This is a genomic window from Bacillus sp. FSL R10-2780, from assembly GCF_038006125.1.
Classification (GTDB): Bacteria; Bacillota; Bacilli; order Bacillales; family Bacillaceae_G; genus Bacillus_A; species Bacillus_A cereus_U.
In genome coordinates this window covers 3,891,311-3,914,284 of record NZ_JBBOUQ010000001.1, presented here as the reverse complement: position 1 = coordinate 3,914,284, position 22,974 = coordinate 3,891,311, and the positions used below count along the sequence as shown (strand labels likewise).

The window sequence follows — 22,974 nt, the reverse complement described above, 5'->3', positions numbered from 1 at the left end:
CTTAATCTAACACTTTTCCCTTTGTTTCGGGTACACATAATAGCATCGTAATCAATCCGATTGGATAGATAATAAAAATTAGGGACAACGCTCCAAGTAGATTGCCGCCCGTAGCGAGTAATCCAATAATAACCGGTCCAAATCCAGCTAACCCACGCCCTGTGCCAAAAATAAAGTTTTCTGCCGTAGAGCGAGCTTCAGCAGGATAATTTTCAGCTAAAATCGCTCCGAATCCTCCCATCATTCCATTTGCAAAGAATCCAAGTAGGGCACTTCCCCATAACAATGATGTCGCATCTGTGAATAGGAAGAAGTAAATGAGGCAGTATATAGTACCGCCAATATAATATAATGAAAATGTTTTGCGGCGGCCAATTTTATCGGCTAGAATACCAAAGGTTGCAATTCCAATTAGCATACCAATAGTAGAAATGAACATCCAACCGCTTGCTTTTGCTAATGTATAGTTATATTTATTCGCTAAAATAGTTGGCATCCATGTGAAAATTCCATAGTATCCGAAGTTCTGGATAAATGACATGATAATAAGACCAATTGTTGTTATTGTTACTTTTTTACTTGCAAATAACTTTCGAAGTGGGAACTTTTTCATTTGTTTTAGTTGTTCTGCTTCAGTAGTCGTTAAATTACCTTCATCTTCTTTTTGTAACAATTCCTTTTTGTAGCGTTGTTTTTGTTCCCATATTTTCGGTTCACTTAAACTTTTACGTACATAGACAGCTAGTAAAGCTGGAATTAGTCCAAATAAGAAAACAGCTCTCCATCCAAAATGCGGGACGATAAATGCTGGAAGGAGTGAAGCAACCAGGACGCCAAATTGCCAGCCAAGTGCAACAACTGATGTCGCTTTAGCGCGCATTTCTTTAGACCATGTTTCTGTTACGATGGCCATTCCAATCCCGAATTCACCACCAACGCCCATTCCAACTAAAAAGCGAAGAATTAATAATTGCCAATAATCTGTTGCGAAATAAATAAGTGCGGTTGCTAGTGAAAATAGTAAGATTGTAAAGGCCATTGTACGAATACGACCGAATAAATCAGCAATAAATCCGAATAAATAGGAACCAATTAACATCCCAATTGTTGTGGCTAATGTTAAGTTCCCTCCCTCGACAGGGCTAAGGTGAAATTCTTTTAGAATGTAGACAAGTACGAAAGATAAGAGCAACATATCTAGTCCTTCTGCAGCGTATCCTAGCGCAGAACCAAATAATGTTTTATATCTTTTCTCTTTCGTCTCCTCTGTTGATGATTGTACATCAGTAGTAATGTTCATTATTACTCCTCCTTATTTTCTTCTACAGTCGCTATGGAAGAATAACAAAAGGCCTTCTCACCTGATATGATGAGAAGGCCAAAAAAGCATACGTATCCCCTAAAAAAGAACATACGTATATTATATTCCGACTTCCTTCTCAACCTCACGGGGTTGGGTTAAAGGACTGTATTATATTACTTTATTTTTAGCACTCTTCTGTTAGATTGTCAAATAAAGGAGAGATTGTTATGTGTAAAATATTTCAAAAAACATTTCATTCTTCTTGACGCCCACTTCATTATTTTCCCATAATAAAACTAACTAATATAAAAAGGAATGAATCACAGATGCTAAATTTAGTACTTATGATGATTGAACGCGTCGGACTTATTGTTATTTTAGGATTTTTACTTTCTCATATTAAAACGTTCCGGCGTCTTCTTCATAAGCAAGACGGATATGTAGATAAGTTTAAGCTTATTTGTATTTTTTCAGTGTTTACAATTGTGAGCAATTACACAGGGATTGAAATAGCAGGAAATACTATTATGAATGAAAATTGGTTACAAGGTGTTTCATCATCCAGCACAATTGCGAATACACGAATTATGGGTGTGGGAATTAGTGGGTTGCTAGGTGGTCCTATCGTCGGAATTGGAGTAGGTTCTATTGCGGGTATTCATCGTTATATGCTTGGCGGGACCACGGCAGTAAGTTGTGCAATCTCATCAATTTTGGCTGGGATTATAACAGGTTATATTGGATACATCTTCAAAAAATATAACCGTACTATTACACCTAAATTTTCTGCGGTTTTAAGTGTTTTTATCGTTACTTTAGAAATGCTTATGATTCTATTAATTATAGAAGATGGACTTAGTGTTGTGAAAACAATTGCGCTACCGATGATTCTTGTAAATAGTTTTGGCAGTTTTATTTTACTTTCGATGATACTAGCCATTTTACGACAAGAAGAAAACGCAAAAGCTTTGCAGACGCATAAAGTATTACGAATTGCTGATAAGACGTTACCATATTTCCGCCAAGGGTTAACAGAAGAGTCTTGTAAACATGTGGCACAAATTATTCACCGCTTTACGGGAACGGATGCGGTATCCTTAACAGATACAGAGAAAATCTTAGCTCACGTTGGATTAGCATCAGATCATCATATTCCTTCACACAGTTTAATAACAGGTTTATCAAAAGAAGTATTAAAAACAGGGGAAATAATGAAGGCGAAATCACGTGAGATTATTAATTGTCAACATGAAGGGTGTCCATTACAAGCGGCAGTTGTTATTCCATTAACTTCACATGGAAATACGATAGGAACATTAAAACTTTATTTTAAAAACTCTAATCAATTAAGTCGTGTTGAAGAAGAGTTAGCGGAAGGGCTAGCGAAAATATTCTCCACACAGCTTGAGTTAGGTGAAGCTGAGTTACAAAGTAAGTTATTGCAAGATGCCGAAATAAAAGCGCTGCAAGCACAAATCAATCCGCATTTTTTATTTAATGCAATTAATACAGTATCAGCTTTATGCCGAACAGATGTAGAGAAGGCGAGAAAATTATTATTGCAGCTTAGCGTTTATTTTCGTTGTAATTTGCAAGGGGCACGACAATTACTTATTCCATTAGAACAAGAGTTGAATCATGTACATGCATATTTATCGTTAGAGCAAGCGAGATTTCCGAATAAGTATGAAGTGAAGATGTACATTGAAGAGGCGCTAAAGGTGACTTTAGTTCCACCATTTGTGCTTCAGTTATTAGTTGAAAATGCATTGCGCCATGCTTTTCCGAAAAAGCAGCCAGTGTGCCAAGTCGAGGTACATGTGTTTGAAAAAGAAGGAATGGTTCACTTTGAAGTGAAGGATAATGGACAAGGGATTAAGATTGAACGTCTAGAGCAATTAGGAAAAATGGTAGTTCCATCAAAGAAAGGGACTGGAACAGCTTTATATAATATTAATGAACGACTTATCGGGTTATTTGGGAAAGAGACAATGCTTCAAATTGAAAGTGAATTGGAGCAAGGGACAAAGATCCTCTTTGTAATTCCGAAAAAAGTAGAGGAGGAAAAACGGAGTGTTAAAAGTATTAGTAGTTGATGATGAAATGTTAGCACGGGATGAATTGAAATATTTATTAGAGCAAACAAAAGAAGTAGAGATAATTGGTGAGGCGGATTGTGTAGAGGATGCATTAGAAGAATTAATGAAAAACAAACCAGATATTGTTTTTCTAGATATTCAGTTATCTGATGATAACGGATTTGAAATCGCAAATATATTAAAGAAAATGAAAAATCCACCTTCAATTGTGTTTGCTACTGCATATGATCAATATGCGCTGCAAGCATTTGAAGTAGATGCATTAGATTACATTTTAAAGCCATTTGATGAAGAACGTATCGTACAGACATTAAAGAAATATAAAAAACAAAAGCAAATAAAATTAGAAACAAAGCAAGATGTAAAGAGTGTAGATGTAACGACCGAAATGCATAAATTAGCATTACCGATTGAGGAATCAATTGTACTTGTTAACATTGAAGATATTATTTATGTGGGGCTTGTAGATGGGAAAGTAACTGTAAAAACAATGAAAGAAACATATGTAACACATGATACGCTTGTCATTTTGGAAAAGAAATTACCACAAACAATTTTTATGCGTGTTCATCGTAGTTTCGTTGCTAATATTAATCATATTTCTGAAATACAGCCGTGGTTTAATTCGACTTATAACTTAATTATGAAAGAGGGATCCAAAGTCCCAGTTAGCCGTACATATGCAAAAGAACTTAAAAAGCTGCTTCGTATTTAAGAAGCAGCTTTTGTATTTCACCGTATGATTATTGTAATTGGCTGTATATATTTGACATCCCGTTATGTAAACGCTTACTTTAATGTTTATATCCTATAAAATAAAGGTACCAAATCAAAAGAGGTGGCCAAAATGAGCACAAAAAAAGTATATGGTTTTCTATCACAAATATTCGTTTTTTCAGCTATTATGTTAGTTTCTAATATTATCTCAACCCATTTACCAATTCCGATGCCTTCATCAGTAATCGGGTTAGTCGTTTTATTTAGTCTATTATGTTTAAAGGTTATTAAATTGGAGCAAGTTGAATCACTCGGAACAGCTTTAACAGGTATTATCGGATTCCTTTTCGTCCCATCAGGTATTTCAGTTATTAACTCTCTTGGTGTAATGAGCCAATATTTCGTACAAATTTTAACTGTAATCGTTGTCGCAACAATTATTTTACTTGCTGTAACAGGTTTATTTGCACAATTGATTTTAGGTAAAGATGACAAAGAAACAAAAGATACAAAAGAGTTGAAAGTTGTAAACAAAGGAAGCAAACACGGAAAAGTCGCGTAACTATTTTAGACCATACATGGTTAGGAGGTAATGAACATGACAAGCACAATGACTCCATATTTCGGAATCGTCGTTTCATTAATTGCATACGGAATCGGAACGTTTTTATTCAAACACTCAAAAGGATTCTTCTTATTTACACCATTATTCGTAGCAATGGTATTAGGGATTGTATTTTTAAAGGTAGGTAACTTTACCTTTGAGGAATATAATACGGGCGGAAAGATGATTAGTTTCTTCTTAGAACCAGCAACAATCGCATTTGCAATTCCATTATATAAACAAGTTGATAAGTTAAAAAAATATTGGTGGCAAATTTTATCGGCTATCGTGGTTGGATCTATTTGTTCAGTGGTTGTTGTGTTCATTGTCGCAAAAGCAATTGGTTTAGATACAGCTGTAATGAACTCAATGTTACCGCAGGCAGCAACAACAGCAATTGCATTACCAATCTCTGAAAGTATCGGTGGTATTCCAGCAATTACATCATTTGCAGTTATCTTTAATGCAGTTATCGTATACGCATTAGGAGCTTTATTCTTAAAAACATTTAGAGTTAAACATCCGATTGCTAAAGGTTTAGCTCTTGGAACAGCGGGACATGCATTAGGGGTTGCTGTAGGGATCGAAATGGGTGAAGTAGAGGCAGCTATGGCAAGTATTGCTGTAACAGTAGTTGGGGTTGTAACAGTAGTTGTCATTCCGATGTTTATGCCATTCATTGGGTAATATAACTTACTTAAAAAATTATAAAAGCAAGCTATTTGTAGGACGGATTTCTACTGATAGCTTGCTTTTTATGTTACAGTAATGGTAAGACCTATTTTTATAAGAATAAAAGTTTCCTTAAATCTTCATTAATACTAAGCATAATGCGTTTTGAAATAGGTCATTGTATTGTAAAATAAGAAGTAACATAATATATTAGCACAATTAATGGGCGGTTAGGATTGAAGATCAATTGCTCGCAATGGCTTTAATATTAAAGGATAATTATAAGTAGAGAATAGAGAGAGCTACTTATTAAAGTTTTACTTTATAGGACAGGAGAGAGTACTCGCCGATTATGCAAATAAAAAACCTGTTTCAAAGCAAAGGATTTCAGAGGTTAATCGTATTAGTATTACTTGCTCTCATATTGTATGGGATGCAAAGTATGTTAAATTTAATTTTAATTACGTTTATGTTGACGTATTTAATGGATCGATTCCAAAAGTTTATTTCTCGTAAATTAGATCATTTCATGCCAATTAATCGGAAAATTATTATAGCGCTTTTATATGTAATGTTAGTGGCAGGAATTGCCATTACGCTATTTAAATATTTACCGGTATTAACAATACAAATTTCACAATTGATTTATCAATTCAATGTATTTTTAAGAAATCCACCTGATAGTGAATTAATTAAGTATGCAGTTAATGCTGTGAATCATATGGAGCTTTCTAAATATGTAGGGCAAGGCGTAGACATTTTGTATAAATCTATTACGAATGTTGGGAAATTTGGCCTTCAAGTTTTACTTTCTGTAATTTTAAGCTTATTTTTCTTACTTGAAAAAGCACGTATCGTTGCTTTTACTTCGAAATTTAAAGAAAGTCGACTTGCAATTTTTTATAACGAAATAGAGTATTTCGGAAAGAAATTTGCACGTTCATTCGGAAAAGTAATCGAAGCACAATTTTTAATTGCAATTGTTAACTGTGTTTTATCTGTTATCGCATTATGGATATTAGGATTCCCTCAATTACTAGGTTTAGCGTTAATGATTTTCTTGCTTGGTTTAATTCCAGTGGCGGGTGTTATTATCTCGTTATTCCCACTCTGTATGATTGCTTACAATATCGGCGGTATTATGTATGTCGTTTATATTGTAGTTATCGTAACAGTAATTCATGCGCTTGAAAGTTATGTATTAAATCCGAAGTTTATGTCACAAAAAACAAATTTACCAATCTTCTACACATTTATGGTGTTAATTTTTTCTGAGCATTTCTTAGGTGTATGGGGGCTTATTATCGGTATCCCAATCTTCATATTCTTATTAGATGTTTTAGATGTGACAAGTGATGAAACTGAGAAGGATTTTTCTAAAAAATAAAGTAAGAAAAAGCATCGATATTCGATGCTTTTTCTTTTATAAAGTATGGTATTCTATGCCATACTGTAAGAAGAATATACAATTGGGGTGAAATAATGGCTATAAATGAAAAGAAGGAATTAGCTACATTTGCTGGTGGGTGTTTCTGGTGCATGGTTTCGCCGTTTGAAGAGATGGAAGGGATTATACAGGTTGTTTCAGGCTATACAGGTGGCCATAAAGAGAATCCAACGTATAAAGAAGTGTGCTCGGAAACAACTGGGCATTATGAAGCAGTACAAATTACATTTGATGCAAATAAAATGCCGTATGAAGAGTTGTTAAATATATATTGGAGACAGATTGACCCGACTGATATGGGGGGGCAATTCCACGACCGTGGACAGTCTTATGAAACAGTGATTTTTTATCATAATGAAGAACAACATAAAAAGGCAGAGGTTTCAAAAGAAGAGATTGAGAAGAGTGGACGTTTTTCGAAGTCGGTTGCTACAAAAATATTGCCAGCTACTACGTTTTATCTGGCTGAAGAATATCATCAAGGCTATCATAAGAAAAACACATTCCGCTATGAGTTATACCGTAAAGGATCAGGACGAGATACTTTTATTAAACAACATTGGCCAAAGAATAATGCTCATTTAAAAGAAAGATTAAACGAGATGCAGTTTTATGTAACACAGGAAAATGGAACTGAACCGCCTTTTCAAAATGAATATTGGAATCATAAAGAAGAAGGGCTTTATGTAGATATTGCTTCGGGTGAACCATTATTTACTTCTTTCGATAAGTTCGATAGCGGCTGTGGATGGCCGAGTTTTACGAAACCAGTTATGTCAGCTAGTGTGAAAGAGAAAATGGATGTTAGCCATAATATGACGCGTACGGAAGTGAGAAGTAAAGAAGGAGATTCACATCTTGGGCATGTATTTCCAGACGGTCCAGGACCAAATGGCCTTCGTTACTGTATTAATTCAGCAGCGCTACGCTTTATTCAAAAAGAAGAGTTAGAAAAAGAAGGATATGGTGATTTTCTAATCTTGTTTGGGAATAAAAAATAACCTCGCAGTCAGCGAGGTTATTTTTTATTTTACTTTTTTCTTTTTAAATTTGCTTAGTGCTTCATAAACGATTGGAACAATAAGAAGTGTTAATAACGTTGAACTTGTTAATCCACCAATTACGGTTACGCCAAGTCCTTTAGAAATTAAACCGCTACCTTCAAATCCTAATGCAAGTGGGATAAGAGCCCCGATTGTTGCAATTGCAGTCATTAAGATAGGACGCAGGCGTGTTGCACCAGCTTCTAATAATGCTTCACGTGTTGATAGGCCGTCATTTTCTTTATGAATAACGCGGTCAATGAGCACGATAGCGTTTGTTACAACGATACCAATTAGCATAAGAGCCCCAATCATCGCAGATACACTTAACGTTTCGCCAGAGATTAATAAGGCAACGAGTGCACCAATGATTGTGAATGGTAGCGAGAATAAAATTGCGAATGGTGCAAGGGCACCGCCAAATGTAACAACAAGAACGAAGTATACAATAGCAATCGCAGCTAACATCGCTAAGCCAAGTTGTTTGAATGATTCTTGAATGTCTTGTGTAACACCGCCCATAGAAACATCTACACCAGAAGGAAGATCCATTTTATCTACTTCTTTTTGAACAGCGGCAGATGCTTTTGAAACGTCATCAGATGTTAATTTCGCACTAACCGCCGCATAAACACGGCCATCACGATGTGTTACTGTGTTAGAAGTTTCACCTTCTTTTACAGTCATAACATCTTTAACAGCAACTTCATTACCAAGTGGCGTTGTAATTTTACGATTTGTTAAGTCATCGATCGTTTCATAGTTTTGTTTTTCAGTTTCTACATATACATTTATATCTTTACTGTCTTTTTTAATTGTTGTTAGAACAGGGCGATCATGTTGATTCGAAAGTCCCATCCCAATTTGAGCAGCAGTTAGCCCCATTTTACTTAACTTTTCTTGATCAGCGACTAAAGTATATTCTGCATATGTTTTTGCAACACTAGAGTCTACGTCTTTTAAATCTTTATTTTTCTTCATGATATTTTGAATGTCTTTCACGACAGGCTTAATTTCTTCAGAGCTATCTCCATAAACGTATAGCTTAATTTCGTTACTACCGCCACTTGCTCCGAAATCTTGGTTTTTCCATTCACCTTTTCCAGACATCTTTTGTAAATCTTTAACGACTTGTTCTTTCTCTTTTTCAAAGTTTTTCGTATCGTTATCATATTGAACGAAGAACATTGCTTGATTTGATTGACCAGGGCTCATTGGGTTTTCGCCACCTAATGAGAATTGAATTGTTTTGACGTCTTTTTTATCTTGGAAATGCTTCTCAGCTTTCGTTGCGATTTTTTCAACGTCTTCTAATGTTTGACCTGGCTCAGGATTGTATGTTGCAATGATCATTTTTTCTTCTTCAGATGGTAAGAAGCTTACACCGATAATCGGCACAAGTGCAAGACTACCAACTAATAGAAGGACAGCGATACTTGATGTAATAATTTTATGATTTAACGCCCATTCAAGTATACGTTTATAGCCGTTTGCTAATTTGCTTGGTTTTTCCTCATGATGTACTTCTTTTTCTCTCATGCTTTCCTTCTTGAATAAGGAATGTGCTAGCATCGGTACAATTGTAACTGCCACAAGTAAGGAAGCGAGTAGGGCAAAAACAATTGTTAAAGCAAATGGTAAGAACATTTCACCAATCATACCTTTTACAAGCCCAAGAGGTAAGAATACAGCGATTGTTACAATTGTAGAAGACATAATTGGGATAAACATTTCTTTCGTAGCTTCACGAATTAAATCTTTTCCACGTAATTTTTCTTCTGATAACGACATACGTCGGTAAATATTTTCAATAACAACAATGGAGTCATCGACGACACGTCCGATAGCGACTGTCATTGCTCCAAGTGTCATAATGTTAAGCGTAATATCCATTTGTTTTATGACTAAAACTGCAATTAATAGAGAAAGTGGTATAGAAACGACAGAGATTAGCGTTGTTCGAATGTTTCGCAGGAACAACATAATAATAACAATCGCAAAGATAGCACCGAAAATAGCTTTGCTAAGCATTGTTTCGACTGATTTTTCAATAGGCGCACCTTGATCGAATGTTGAAATAATCTCTAAGTCTTTATATTTTTTCTCAAGGTCTGTTACTTTATCTTTAACCGCATTTACAACATCAACTGTATTCGCATCAGCAGCCTTTACAATTTGAATTCCAATTGCTTCTTTTCCATTTGTTCGAGAAATAGACTCTGCTTTTCCGACTTCTTTAATATCAGCAATTTCTTCTAATGTAACCGTTGGTATGCCGTTCATAGTGGCTGGATTCATCTGAGGTGCTTGTGTTCCAGCACCAGCATTTTGATTACCTTGACCATTCGGTGATGAAGGGATAGCTGGAATTTTTAATTCTTTTAATGCTTTAATTGTTGTAATGTTACCATCGACAACAACTGATTTTTCCGTATCTTTAAATGTATATAAGCCAAGTGGTAACGATACGTCCGAACCTTTAATCATATTTTTTACGGTATCTTCACTTAAACCTAATTCTTTCATCTTATCTTTTTTGAAGACAAGCTGTACTTCGTCTACTTGTTGACCTGCGATTTGAACAGATGCGACACCATCAAGTCCTTTTAATCCAGGAACAACATTTTTTTCTACATTTTCTGTTAAGGCAGCTAAAGATTCATTTTTACTTGCTACGCTTAATGAAATAACAGGAAAGGCATTAAAGTTTACTCGTGAGACTTTCGGGTCTTTCACACTTTCGGGCAGTTTCACGTTTGCGAGCGATTCTTTAATTTCCGTTTCGGCTTTTTCCATATTTTTATCAAAATCATATTCTACCTGAATAGAAGATGCGTTTTGATAAGATGATGAACTAACAACGTTTACACCACTTAAATTTTGGAGTTGCTCTTCCATTGGTTTTGAAATTTTATCAGCTACTTCTTCTGGTGTAGCACCAGGATAAACCGTAGTTACTGTTACAATAGGCGTTGTAATATCAGGGATTGTTTCTAACTTCATATTCATCCCAGAATAAATGCCTGCAATGGTAACAATAATGGTTAGTAGCCAAACCGCGAACTTATTTTTTAATGAGAAATTGATGAGTTTGTTCATGTTTGCGCTCCCTTTTTATTGTATTGACCAACTGGTCAGTCTAATACATAATATAACTGACTGGTCGGTCAGTAGTCAATGAAAAGAGATGGTATAATGAAGTTAAACTGTAAGGGGGGAGATTTTTTACTATTCCTTACTGAATCATTAGCTTTTATTAATTGAGCTTCTATATAGATAATAGGCCTCAAAATAATTTTTTTGTCACGTTAAATTTTTGGGTAGGGGTCTTGCTACTTGCTAATATAAGATTAAATTGAATTTAAATTTACATAAGATGCGAAATTAAGTTTAGGAGAGAAGATATGAAAGAAAAAGAGCGCTTAATTATAGAGATGGCTATGAAGTTATTTGCGACTAAGGGTGTAAATGCAACATCAGTACAAGAGATCGTCACAGCTTGTGGTATATCAAAAGGGGCTTTTTATTTGTATTTTAAATCGAAAGATGAGCTTTTATTAGCAACACTTCGATATTATTATGACAAAATCCAAAAGAAAATGCTGGATATTGAAAAAGAGTCGTTATTACCACGTGAAAAATTTGAAAAACAATTATATTTTCAGTTTACTGATGTGCAAAAACATAAAGAATTTATTATTATGCATGCAAGAGAAAATGCGATTCCATTTAATAAAGAAGTAGAAGAGTTTATGGTGCGGATGAAGTTAGAATCTCATGCATTTTATCGGAATAGCCTACTGTCTATTTATGGTGAAAAGGTCAGTCCATATTTATTAGATTTGGTAATTATGGTGGAAGGGATATGCCACGGTTATTTACAATTAATTATTTTAAATGAACCGGAAATTGATTTCTCTCATGTTTCTTCATTTATTTTAAAAAGAGTAGACGATTTAGTAGAAGGGCTTCTAGAATCTTCGGAGGAGCCTGTTTTAAATGAAGAAAAGATGGGGGAGCTTTTTTGTAGCTCAGAGCTTATTAAAGAACAAGTGAAAGAGCATTTTTTAAATGAAATTATTATATTAAAACGAACATTAGCAGACCAACTGGAAAATGATGAGGTTTTAGTCACTTTAGATGTTTTAGAATCTGAAATGAGAGTTCAAAATCCGAGGATTCCAGTTATTCGAGGGATGTTAGCGAATTTGGAAGCGTATAATGATTTGAATGATTTTAGATTGAGGTTAGCCCGATATTACTATATAAATTGAGACTGTAATCAGTGGGATTCTAATCCCACTGATTACAGTTGAAAATAAGTTTTTATTTTACATTTTGAAATTTATACATGTCACCATAAACGTTGGTGTCATTGTATATAAACAATACAATATCTGCATTTTGTTCTTCTAGTTGCTGTTTCACACTTTTTCCTTGCGTGTAACGAGGATCAATAAAAGTTGTTTTAGCAAAATTACGTGCAAATAAAGGATATGTAGCATCAGCATACGAATCTTTTAAGATAACAAGGTGTAAATCGTTGTCTGCCTTTTCATTAATGATGTTTATTTCAGGGAAATCCGTTTGATAAAAACTAGCATATCCAGGAGCAGGAATATCTTTTTCTTTTCCGTAAAACTGAGCCATAGATTCCTTAGCGGTATCCTCTTTAATAGCACCATAGTAAACTGTGTAGTCGTCCCAAGATTCACCCGAATTATAATGGACATATGGAATTTGTACAGATGAAGTATCAATTAAGCGGTACAATTGATTATTCCAGCTACCAACAAACTTTCCTTTCGGTTTTTCCCAGTTAATGGTGTAGTCGTCTTTCTTTATTGGTTGTCCTTTATATTTGTTTGAATGAGAATTAATAAAATTCATCGTATCCTCATACGCATAAAAGGCACCTTCCATATTCCAATGATGGTCTGTAGTTAAATACATTCGTTCTAGTTCTTTGTTAGTAAATCTTTCTTGAAACATTGGTAATACATCAATAATAGGGAATTTCGTTTCTGCCAACTTCTCAGCAAGGTGATCCCTAAGTATTTGTTCGTACCCAAGATTTAGGTAAGAGGGAAGCTTATATTGTAACGCTGTTTGCTTACTAGGAACTAAAGAAAAATAGAATTCTGTTTGTGGAAAATCTTTTTTCAAAGTATTTAATTCATGAACCCCAGCATCAACATCGTTTAAATGATTTTCCATATTAGGTCTATTAAAAATAAATTGATCGTTTGTAACATGAATGTTGTTTACAAATGTTCGATTCATAGACAGTTGGAACTTTATATAACTTTCAAGAAAGAAATCTCTAGGTCCAATATGATCTGTAAAATATGTTTCGATACCTTTAAATAATTCTCCAGTTTTTATAGTGGAAGCATTTACAGCAGGTCTAATTGCTAAGTTTCTGTTCTCAAATTCAGAAAATGTCTTTTTATCTATAAGGATAACTTTTGTCGTCCAAATACCCACTCCAAAAATAACTGTAAGAAACCCCATTATTAAAGTGAGGTTTTGAAATTTTTTCATAGTGAACCTCCTTTAAAAACGGAAATAAATAAATGGATTATAAGTTGCATTTGTTAGGAATACTAAAACAATGACTAAAATACTTAAATAATAAACGGGCGATAAAATAGAAAATCTTTTTGTTGATAACACTTTTTGTAACCACGGAAATACGGGTGCTGCAGTAATAATAGCTAATAGGAAAACGCCCCAATAATTCATTATATAGAAATAACTATTAATATCTGTTAACGGACCGTTAAATCCGAACATGGATTTTAAAAATTCAAGGCAATAACTGAAATTATCTGCGCGGAAAAATACCCATCCAATAATAACTAAAAACATAACGTAAATATGTTGGAGAGGACTCCATAATTTTTGAAGTAGGTTTTCAAGTCCTGCTTTTTCAAGTGCAATTAGAACGCCATAATAAATACCCCAAATCATAAAGGTCCAACTGGCACCATGCCAAAAACCGGTTAATCCCCATACGATGAAGAGGTTACGATAAACTTTCCAAGTTGTAACGCGATTTCCTCCAAGAGGAATATAGACATAATCGCGGAACCAAGAACCGAGCGAAATATGCCAACGACGCCAAAATTCAGAAATGGATTTTGAGATATATGGATAATTAAAGTTTTCTAGAAAATCAAATCCAAACATCTTTCCTAATCCAATTGCCATGTCGCTATACCCAGAAAAATCAAAGTAAATTTGTAGTGTATAGGCAATGGCTCCCATCCAAGCTAATGATACACTCATATCAGAAGGATTCATTGCGAAAATCTCATCGGCTATAGCACCTAATTGGTTAGCAATTAAAACTTTTTTACCTAAACCAATAATAAATCGGCGAACTCCTTCAGAGAATTTTTCGGCATCAACAGTTCGCTGGTGTAATTGGTGAGAGATTGTATTGTAACGAACAATTGGTCCTGCTACTAATTGTGGAAATACAGTAAAGTATAAAGCCAAATCAAAGATATTTCGTTGAGCATCGACTTTTTTCTTATAAATGTCGATAATATAACTCATCGCATGGAACGTGAAAAATGAAATACCAATTGGTAAAGGTATTTTTTCAAGAATAATATTGGTATGGAAGATAGAATTAATATTATCCACTAAAAAGTTTGCGTATTTAAAATACCCTAAAATAGCTGTGTTCATTACAATTGCAAATGTTAATAATAGTTTTCTTTGCCCATTTGTGAAGCGACTATTCCCTAACAAGATACCAAACCAATAGTTAACAAAGATTGAGAACAGCATTAGGAAAACATAAATGGGTTCGCCCCAAGCATAAAATACTAAACTAAAAAATAATAAAACTATATTTTGTAGTTCTTTGCGTACAGCATAATAAATTATGAGTACAGCAGGTAAAAATAAACATAAAAAGACAAGGTTACTAAATACCATTTTAATTAATTCCTTTCCTATTTTATCTAAATGATACCAAAATTCTCTTCATAATGTAAGAATAGAAAATTTAGGATAGAATTTACATTTTTAATTTCTTTATATTGTGAGAGGTAGAAAAAAGTCTTTGTGTATAAAAAAGGGCCGTCCCTAAATATCTTTTAGGAACGGCTCTTTTTTACTGACATGAAATAATTTAGTTGTTTTTTTCTGCCCACTCTTCAACATTCCAAACTTTTGTTATCCAGCCTTCATAGAAGTCGGGTTCGTGACATACAAGAAGAATTGTCCCTTTATATGCTTTCATAGCTTTTTTAAGTTCTTCTTTTGCTGTAACATCAAGATGGTTTGTTGGCTCATCGAATAGTAGCCAGTTACTTTCTTCACCCATTAGCTTACATAAACGTATTTTTGCTTGTTCGCCACCACTTAATTGATTTAGTGGGCGAGAGATATGTTCATTTTTTAATCCGCATTTCGCTAACATCGCACGAATTTGATGTTGGTCCATGCTAGGGAATGTGTTCCAAACGTCATCAATTGGTGTTATGTTATCAGCTTTTACTTCCTGTTCGAAGGTTGACTGAGTATTACAATGTGCGAAATTAAAATAGGAATAAATTTCTAAGATAAAAAGGGCACCATTTGTGATGGGCCCTTTTTATTATTTAGGTCTTTCATCTGAATTTATTAGTTTAGAAGTATCGAAATTCTTTATTTCATTAGAGAAATCAGTTAGCCTTTGGTCATAATCTTTTTTATTAGTAATAGGCTCAATTGTCGCTAATTGTTTTACAATCCAATCATTTATATATCTGTAATAGTGCGTTTGATCGGACATATAATTAGAAAGATTATATGTAACTTCTTTTTGATCTTGGAAATCATAGAGTTTTACATTTTTTAGTTCTTTTAATTTATTGTATACTTCTTTTTTAAATAACATATTTTCTTCTGTATGCTTTGGATCGTTTTTATCCATAACTACGTGATATGTTACTGGATACGGCGCATAGAAAAATGTAAACTGTACTTCCGGGTTTTGTTTTACAAGTTCAATAATATTAGAATCAAAAGATTTAAGCATTTGTTCATGATACCAACCCTCACTGGTTGGTTGAGGAGGTGTTCCATCGACAACCTTTTTAGCTATATCTACTGAGAATTTTGGCTCGTCATCTCCAAATTTATAAAGCCAATGAGGATCCTGTGGAAGTTTTGTTGGATCTAATTTTAATTTCATGTTCTGTAATGCCGTTTTTCGAGAATATGGGCTAAGGAAATATTGGATATCATTCAATTTATTTGTATCATACATGTAAGTTGGGAACGGTGAAGTTCCTTCTGATACCCATTCAGGTTTTCCAGAGAATGAATATAAATTAAGCTCCCAAATAATAGTTTTAACAGTTTTTGAATGCGTAGCTAACTGAGCTGTCATATTTTGCTCCCTGGCTGTTGAACCTGGAAGAGAGCCGTTAAAGCTTGTAGTATGGAGTAATTTATCAGCATCAGGTTCAAGGAAATTTCTGCCCATAGAAGTTCCTACAAATAAAGTATCATAATCCATATTTTTAACAAGTCCAGGCATTTGATAGCGTTCAGTAGCATAAAAATAATCGTTTTTCTTAAATTTATATACGTATAATGGATCAATCTTATAGACAATAGAGCAAACTATTCCAGATAAAATGAATAGGAATATAATAAACCAACATATAAAACGCTTATACATATTTTTCACCTACGGTTATTAGAAATTAAAGTATAAGAATGAACTTACACGATTTAAATACATTAAAGACAGTATAAACATGCTAGCTAATGCAAGAGCATAAATCGGTTTGGGACGAAAAGATTCTAATTTTTCTATAGAATTCTTCGTAAATAATACAATAGCCATTCCAATTGCCAGGTATAAGATAGTTTGGAAGTTAAATTGACTACCAGTTACTTGGAATGGGAATAAATTAGCGATTGAATAAATTAAATTATCCAATGTAGAAACACCGGTTAATGTTTCTGGACGGAATTGGATAAGTGCTGTTTGGATGTGCAAGTAATTTACATTGAACATGCGATTTAACATGGTTAATGCATCTTCTACTGAAGTTGCTCTGAAAAATACCCAAGTTACATGTACAAATCCCATTGTTAAAATCCATGCAAACACTTTAGGCATTTTTCCACCTAAGTTTTTAAATAATCGATGTATTACAATAGCCAATCCATGTAACACACCCCAAATAACAAATGTCCATCCAGCGCCATGCCAAATCCCACTAATAAGGAAGATTGTAAATAAATTTACATAAGTTCGAACTTGTCCCTTACGACTGCCGCCTAATGGAATATATACATATTGAGTGAAAAATCGCCCTAATGTCATATGCCAACGTCTCCAAAAATCTTGAATACTTAAAGATTTATAAGGAGAGAAGAAGTTAATTGGTAATGTAATATTGAATAATAGCGCGGCACCTATTGCCATATCACAATATCCACTAAAATCGAAATACAGCTGTAATGTATATGCAAGCGATGAAATCCATGCATCAGTCGTAGATAGTTGATTTACATTGCTAAAGCCAAAATCGGCCCATTGTGCTAGTGAGTCAGCAATTACTACTTTTTTAGTAAGGCCGATCCCGAATATATAAAGTCCTTTTGCAATATTTTCAATATTAGGTCTTCTCTTAGACTCATCCTGGAACTGAGGAAGAACCTTACTATGATGAACAATTGGTCCTGCAATAAGTTGCGGGAAAAACGTTACGAATAAGCAAAAATCAATAAAGTTAAACTTTGTTAATTCTCTCTTATAACAATCTACTAAAAACCCTATTTTTTGGAAGGTGATAAAACTAATTCCTAAAGGCAATAACAGCTTTAATAAAGGTATATCAGTTCCAAATATAGTATTTATATTGCCTAAGAAGAAATCGGAATATTTGAAATATACTAGTAATGAAATGTTAAACAATAAACCTACTGTCAATAATACTTTTCGAGTTTTTTTATTCGTTTTTTGTATGATTTGTTGGCCTATAAAGGCGTTTGTAAATAATGAAACTCCTATTAGTAATAGATATTTCACTTCAAAATATGCATAGAAATAGAGGGACATGCCCACTAAGAAACATTTCGCGATATTTTGATTGAATTTTTGCAATATAAAATATCCAATTACTGCTACAGGTAAGAAATAAAGCATGAATTCATAAGAATTAAAAAGCATACTATTGCCTCCGGCATAAATAAAATCTTGTTTCTATAAAAAGCGTGACAACAGAATAAGGTGTCATCACGCAAAGTATATTATATCATAAAAAATATGGCCAATTATCCCATATATATTAATTTTTGTTTTGTGCCCATTCTTCTATGTTCCAAACTTTTGTTACCCAGTTTTCATAAAAGTCTGGTTCGTGACATACAAGAAGGATTGTTCCCTTATACGCTTTCAGGGCTTTTTGGAGTTCTTCTTTTGCCTTAACATCAAGATGGTTTGTTGGCTCATCGAATAGTAGCCAGTTACTTTCTTCACCCATTAGCTTACATAAACGTACTTTTGCTTGTTCGCCACCACTTAATTGATTTAGTGGGCGAGAGATATGTTCATTTTTTAATCCGCATTTCGCTAACATCGCACGAATTTGATGTTGGTCCATGCTAGGGAATGTGTTCCAAACGTCATCAATTGGTGTTATGTTATCAGCTTTTACTTCCTGTTCGAAGTATGCTGGCTCTAGGAAATCACCAAGGCTTGTTTTACCGTTTAATGGTTTAATCTTGCCTAAAATTGTTTTTAGTAATGTTGATTTACCAACACCGTTACATCCAACGATAGCAATTTTTTCACCACGTTCAATTGTCATTGATAGCTTTGGTAGTAATGGATGTGTATATCCGATTTCTACATCTTCGCCTTCAAAGACGAAACGGCTACTTGCACGACACTCTTTAAATGAGAATTCTGGCTTAATTGCTGTTTCCGGGCGATCAATACGCTCCATGCGATCAAGTTGTTTTTGACGACTTTTTGCACGACCTGTCGTTGAATAACGAGCTTTGTTCTTTGCAATAAAGTCTTCCTGCTTTTTAATAAACTCTTTTTGTTTTTCATAAGCATTTATATGTTGATTTTTATTAATTTCGGCTAACTCTAGGAATTTTTCGTATGTCGCTGTATAGCGCGTCATTTTTGTAAATTCTAGATGGAAAATAACATCAACGCATTTGTTCATAAATTCCGTATCATGAGAAATTAATAAGAATGCATGTGGATATTCTTTTAAATAATTCGTTAACCAATGAATATGTTCAACGTCTAAATAGTTAGTAGGCTCATCGAGTAATAACACTTCTGGTTGTTCAAGTAATAGCTTTGCAAGCAATACTTTTGTACGTTGCCCACCACTTAGTGCTGAAACATCACGATCTAAACCGATTGCATCAATTCCAAGACCTCTTGCTGCCTCTTCAATTTTCATATCTAGTAAATAGAAACCACCTGCTTCGAGAGCATCTTGTATTTCCGCCATCTCCTCAAGAAGTGCCTCTAATTCTTCTGGTGTTGCAGTTCCCATTTTTTCGGCAACTTCATTTAAAGCTTTTTCTTTTTCAAATAAAGGTAAAAACGCGTCAGCTAATACATCACGAATTGTGCGACCAGGCGTTAAAATTGTATGTTGGTCTAAGTAACCGTAATTTGTACCAGGTGTCCATTCTACACGGCCCTCATCATGGATAAGTTGACCAGTAATAATATTCATAAATGTTGATTTACCAACACCGTTTGCTCCGACTAATCCAACATGTTCTCCAGCTAGTAAACGCATGGATACATCTTTAAATAATGTGCGATCGCCAAATGTATGGCCTAATTTCTCGACTGCTAATAAGCTCATAGTGTCCTCCGTCCATTTCAAAATAGTGTCTTGAATCATGATACTAAATTCTTTCGTATAATGCTATCATTTCAAAAAGGTACATTATTCATTTTCCAAATCTTTATGGATAAAATACAGGAAATCTGCTTGGTTATTATGTTTTTATAGGTGTACAGGAGGAGTTCATTAATTGGAACAATGCGTTAATGTATACTGGAACGAACAAATAAAAAATAAGTATGTTGACACTGATTAGGTTACTGGGTAAGTAGATGAAAGAATTTGTAGAGATGCTATATTTAATAGGGGAACCTGTTATACTAAGTGAAGACTGGGAAAATACAAAGAATTTTATATTTGTGGCTTACAGGATACGGTTATATATATGGGAAATAGGTGTATTCGGTTTAAATGGAAAGGTGGGGAGCCTTTCTTGAATGGTGTAAAGTACCTATTATATAATATGAAAAAATTTAAAATCTTTTTTTGGAGGTCAACAATGCCTAAAATTACGGTGCTAATGCCTGTATATAATGGTGAGAAATACTTAAGAGAGTCTGTTGATAGTATTTTAAACCAAACTTTTACAAATTTTGAATTGCTGATTATAAACGATGGATCAACAGATAGTAGTATGGAGATGTTGAATTCTTATAATGACTCACGAATAAGAATAGTGACAAATGAAGAAAATTTAAGATTGATTAAAACGTTAAATAAAGGAATCGATTTAGCAACAGGAGAGTATATTGCTAGGATGGATTGTGATGATATAGCAGATCCAAAACGTCTAGAAATTCAATTGCAGTATATGGAGAAGCACCCTGATGTTGCGGTTTGTGGAACTGGCGTTAAGGTTATAGATCAGAATCGAAAACCGTGGCAAATTTCAGGTTCACCAGATTTAATTAGAAATTGTTTATATGTTCGAAGCTGTATGATTCATCCATCTGTGATGATGCGTACGGAATTTTTAAAAGAAAATAACATTTACTATGATTTGAATTATTTACATGCTGAAGATTATGAGTTGTTCCAGAGGCTAAGTGAGAAGTATAAGGTAGTTAACTTAGAGGAGCCACTATTGAATTATCGATGGTCAGAAACAAGTGTAAGTAGTCTTAATGCTTCTGATCAAGAGGTTATGGCCGCAAAGATTTCTACAGAGGCTCTCTCTCGCATTGGAATTGAATTTGATCGTGTACCATATGCAAGGAATACATTAACAAAAGAAGAACTACTAGAAGTAAAACGCCAATTAGAAGAACAATATTGTAAGGCCAACAGAGAGGATCAAAATATTAAACAAGTATTTCAATTTCTATGGCTTGATATGATTCTGAAAGGAACGCATCATGGTTTATGGAATATAAAAATGCTGTTTTCTCCTAAATTTTGTTCTATTTCATTGATGGATAAAGGCCTTCTGACACGTATAATTGCGAAAAGTTTACTGAAAAAATAATTGGAATGCAACCCAATGTTGATATATTACAATGAGAATAGTTTTTATAAAGTTAAAAATAAGAAAAGCGACGTGCTATTCAAGAGTGAATGGCACGTCGCTTTTTATTACGCCTTTAAGATTTTTTGAATTTGGATGTAAATTTAGAAAGAGCCATGAATAAGATTTCATCTTTTGTCAGGAATAACAATAGAGTATATGCAAGTCCATTTGCGAAAACTAATGCTAAAAATAAAGGAATTGTTCCTGATACGTATAGTTGAACTACATAAGAAATTGGTAAGAATGTAAGGGAGTATAATAAATATTTAAAGTTGGCCATCGTAAACAGGCGATAGTTTACCTTTAAGGATTTTCTGATATAAAAATATATATACGCAACAAGCAATAGCGTTGCAATTGTTGTTGTCAAAGTTGCTGTCGTTGGTGTGAATAAATTGAGCTTCAGCAATATTACTTTAAGTATAATATTTATAACCCCAAATACTAATAGCGCACGTACTAGTATATGTTCCTTACGTTTAATATACATAATTTGGTTTCCAAGAATGGATTGAATACCTAACACAACCATATAAACAGAAAAAATAGCCAATGTAGGTCCAGCAGCTGCATATTGTGCTCCACCATAGATTACAACAATTAAATTCGAGACAATGATAAGTCCGATTGCTGCTGGGAATAAGGTAATGAAATAAAGTTGAGATATTGTATTTAATAATTTATCGTATGCTTTTTCATCATCACTTTCAGATAAGTAAGAAAGTCTTGGTAAGGTTACTTGTATAACGCTTAACATGAGTAAGTTAATAATAGACATGATTTGAAAAGCCATTACATAGAAGGAAACATATTTTTCACCTACGTATTCTCCAAGGAAGAAGCGATCCAAATGAGTATAAAGTATATGCGCATTTGAAAAAATGGCAATTAATAATAATGGTTTTAAATGTTTTTTGATAGTGATATTTGAAAAATCAAATTTTACAGTACGCCTTATATATATGTAACTAATAATATTGTTTAAGAAATTAGAAAGTACTAATAGTCCTGTAAATTGGTAAAAATCTTGAGAAGTTTGTACAAAGATAAAGAGCATTACGACGTAAATTAATTTTACAATGATGGTTTTCAATGTAATAAAGTCGAAATTTTCGTAGGCTTCATTTAACCACTCTACATAAAAAATATTTGCAATAAAGTTAAATCCGAATATAAGGAGGATATAAAACAGTCCTTTTTCCGCATATCCGAAGTAACTAAATAGTAAGTATGCCCCAAATGTTAATAAATTAGTAAAGATACTTAATATAAATAAACTAGTAAATAATTGTTCAGATTTCTTTTTATTATCTTTAATGGCACTAATTTCTCTTAATCCATATTGATGAATGCCGAATACAGCAAAGATAAAAAAGTAAGTGAAAATTGTTTCAGAGAAGTTCACTTTTCCCATTGAAGAGGCACCTAGTGTACGATAAGCATAGGGACCAACAAGAATTGGAAGTATGACATTGAAAACGTTTAATAAAATTTTGTATACAATATTTTTAGCAATTGATTTTTGCATAATAGAATCCTTCCACATATGTTTTTATTTGTGTAATAGATTAAAAATATCTATAGTTACTTTTAAAGTATAGGAGTAACCAGAAGAACATCTGTATAAGTTTACCGCATATAAACTTTATAACGCAACTCTAGGTATTTTATATGAAAAGCGTGTAAACAAATGCTTCATATAAAAAACCTTCCTTTTTGATTAGAAAAAAGGAAGGTAA

Annotated in this window: 16 protein-coding genes and 2 pseudogenes; 9 read left to right on the top strand and 9 right to left on the bottom strand. The window is 33.6% G+C overall.

The genetic code is table 11. The features are described 5' to 3' along the window. Position 1 precedes the first annotated feature (1 nt). Entirely contained in the window at positions 2–1,300 is a 1,299-nt protein-coding gene (locus NSQ47_RS20365) for an MFS transporter (RefSeq protein WP_002113188.1), read from the bottom strand. Positions 1,301–1,629: 329 nt separating this feature from the next. Here NSQ47_RS20365 and lytS point away from each other — a divergent pair, with 329 nt between their 5' ends. The 7 genes and pseudogenes from lytS (at position 1,630) to msrB (ending at position 7,843) form a co-directional block, all read left to right on the top strand. Beyond that, positions 1,630–3,399 (top strand): two-component system sensor histidine kinase LytS, encoded by a 1,770-nt coding sequence (lytS, locus tag NSQ47_RS20360; RefSeq protein WP_070129268.1) that lies wholly within the window; start codon positions 1,630–1,632, stop codon positions 3,397–3,399. Next, positions 3,377–4,117, top strand: a complete 741-nt coding sequence (locus tag NSQ47_RS20355) for a LytR/AlgR family response regulator transcription factor (protein ID WP_002113186.1) — start codon at positions 3,377–3,379, stop codon at positions 4,115–4,117. The genes lytS and NSQ47_RS20355 overlap by 23 nt, the downstream gene beginning before the upstream one ends. A gap of 132 nt (positions 4,118–4,249) precedes the next feature. Further along, positions 4,250–4,681, top strand: coding sequence for an antiholin-like murein hydrolase modulator LrgA (gene lrgA, locus NSQ47_RS20350; protein ID WP_002113185.1), 432 nt, complete (start codon positions 4,250–4,252; stop codon positions 4,679–4,681). 36 nt (positions 4,682–4,717) lie between these two features. Beyond that, positions 4,718–5,410, top strand: coding sequence for an antiholin-like protein LrgB (gene lrgB / locus NSQ47_RS20345; protein ID WP_002113184.1), 693 nt, complete (start codon positions 4,718–4,720; stop codon positions 5,408–5,410). Between the two features lie 337 nt (positions 5,411–5,747). Beyond that, entirely contained in the window at positions 5,748–6,782 is a 1,035-nt protein-coding gene (locus NSQ47_RS20340) for an AI-2E family transporter (protein ID WP_002198704.1), read from the top strand. A gap of 95 nt (positions 6,783–6,877) precedes the next feature. Continuing rightward, a pseudogene (msrA, locus tag NSQ47_RS28260) lies at positions 6,878–7,345 on the top strand (peptide-methionine (S)-S-oxide reductase MsrA); the annotation flags it as partial. Positions 7,346–7,390: 45 nt separating this feature from the next. Continuing rightward, positions 7,391–7,843, top strand: coding sequence for a peptide-methionine (R)-S-oxide reductase MsrB (gene msrB / locus NSQ47_RS28255; protein ID WP_372343026.1), 453 nt, complete (start codon positions 7,391–7,393; stop codon positions 7,841–7,843). 24 nt (positions 7,844–7,867) lie between these two features. Here the strand turns inward: msrB and NSQ47_RS20330 are convergent, their stop codons facing one another. Then, positions 7,868–10,984: an efflux RND transporter permease subunit gene (locus NSQ47_RS20330; protein WP_341037892.1), complete on the bottom strand. Its 3,117-nt coding sequence runs from the start codon at positions 10,982–10,984 to the stop codon at positions 7,868–7,870. Positions 10,985–11,289: 305 nt separating this feature from the next. On the opposite strand from NSQ47_RS20330, the gene NSQ47_RS20325 reads away from it, so the two are divergent. Beyond that, the gene (locus NSQ47_RS20325) at positions 11,290–12,159 is read left to right on the top strand and encodes a TetR/AcrR family transcriptional regulator (RefSeq protein ID WP_215580312.1); all 870 of its coding nucleotides are present in this window, start codon (positions 11,290–11,292) and stop codon (positions 12,157–12,159) included. Between the two features lie 52 nt (positions 12,160–12,211). Here the strand turns inward: NSQ47_RS20325 and NSQ47_RS20320 are convergent, their stop codons facing one another. From NSQ47_RS20320 to NSQ47_RS20295, 6 genes and pseudogenes are all read right to left on the bottom strand, one after another. Then, entirely contained in the window at positions 12,212–13,429 is a 1,218-nt protein-coding gene (locus tag NSQ47_RS20320) for an alginate O-acetyltransferase AlgX-related protein (protein ID WP_341037890.1), read from the bottom strand. Positions 13,430–13,441: 12 nt separating this feature from the next. Next, complete coding sequence (locus NSQ47_RS20315; RefSeq protein WP_341037888.1) at positions 13,442–14,836, bottom strand: MBOAT family O-acyltransferase; 1,395 nt, start codon at positions 14,834–14,836, stop codon at positions 13,442–13,444. A gap of 196 nt (positions 14,837–15,032) precedes the next feature. Next, positions 15,033–15,419 (bottom strand): annotated as a pseudogene (locus tag NSQ47_RS20310) (ATP-binding cassette domain-containing protein); the annotation flags it as partial. Between the two features lie 81 nt (positions 15,420–15,500). Next, positions 15,501–16,571: a hypothetical protein gene (locus tag NSQ47_RS20305; protein ID WP_341037886.1), complete on the bottom strand. Its 1,071-nt coding sequence runs from the start codon at positions 16,569–16,571 to the stop codon at positions 15,501–15,503. A gap of 18 nt (positions 16,572–16,589) precedes the next feature. Beyond that, positions 16,590–18,074 (bottom strand): MBOAT family O-acyltransferase, encoded by a 1,485-nt coding sequence (locus tag NSQ47_RS20300; protein ID WP_341037884.1) that lies wholly within the window; start codon positions 18,072–18,074, stop codon positions 16,590–16,592. Between the two features lie 118 nt (positions 18,075–18,192). Further along, complete coding sequence (locus NSQ47_RS20295; RefSeq protein WP_341037882.1) at positions 18,193–19,785, bottom strand: ABC-F family ATP-binding cassette domain-containing protein; 1,593 nt, start codon at positions 19,783–19,785, stop codon at positions 18,193–18,195. A gap of 442 nt (positions 19,786–20,227) precedes the next feature. Between NSQ47_RS20295 and NSQ47_RS20290 the strand changes: the two genes are divergently transcribed. Next, positions 20,228–21,193, top strand: coding sequence for a glycosyltransferase family 2 protein (locus tag NSQ47_RS20290; protein ID WP_341037880.1), 966 nt, complete (start codon positions 20,228–20,230; stop codon positions 21,191–21,193). A gap of 115 nt (positions 21,194–21,308) precedes the next feature. Here NSQ47_RS20290 and NSQ47_RS20285 read toward each other — a convergent pair whose 3' ends face one another. After that, positions 21,309–22,763, bottom strand: a complete 1,455-nt coding sequence (locus tag NSQ47_RS20285) for an oligosaccharide flippase family protein (RefSeq protein WP_215580307.1) — start codon at positions 22,761–22,763, stop codon at positions 21,309–21,311. Positions 22,764–22,974: the final 211 nt, after the last annotated feature.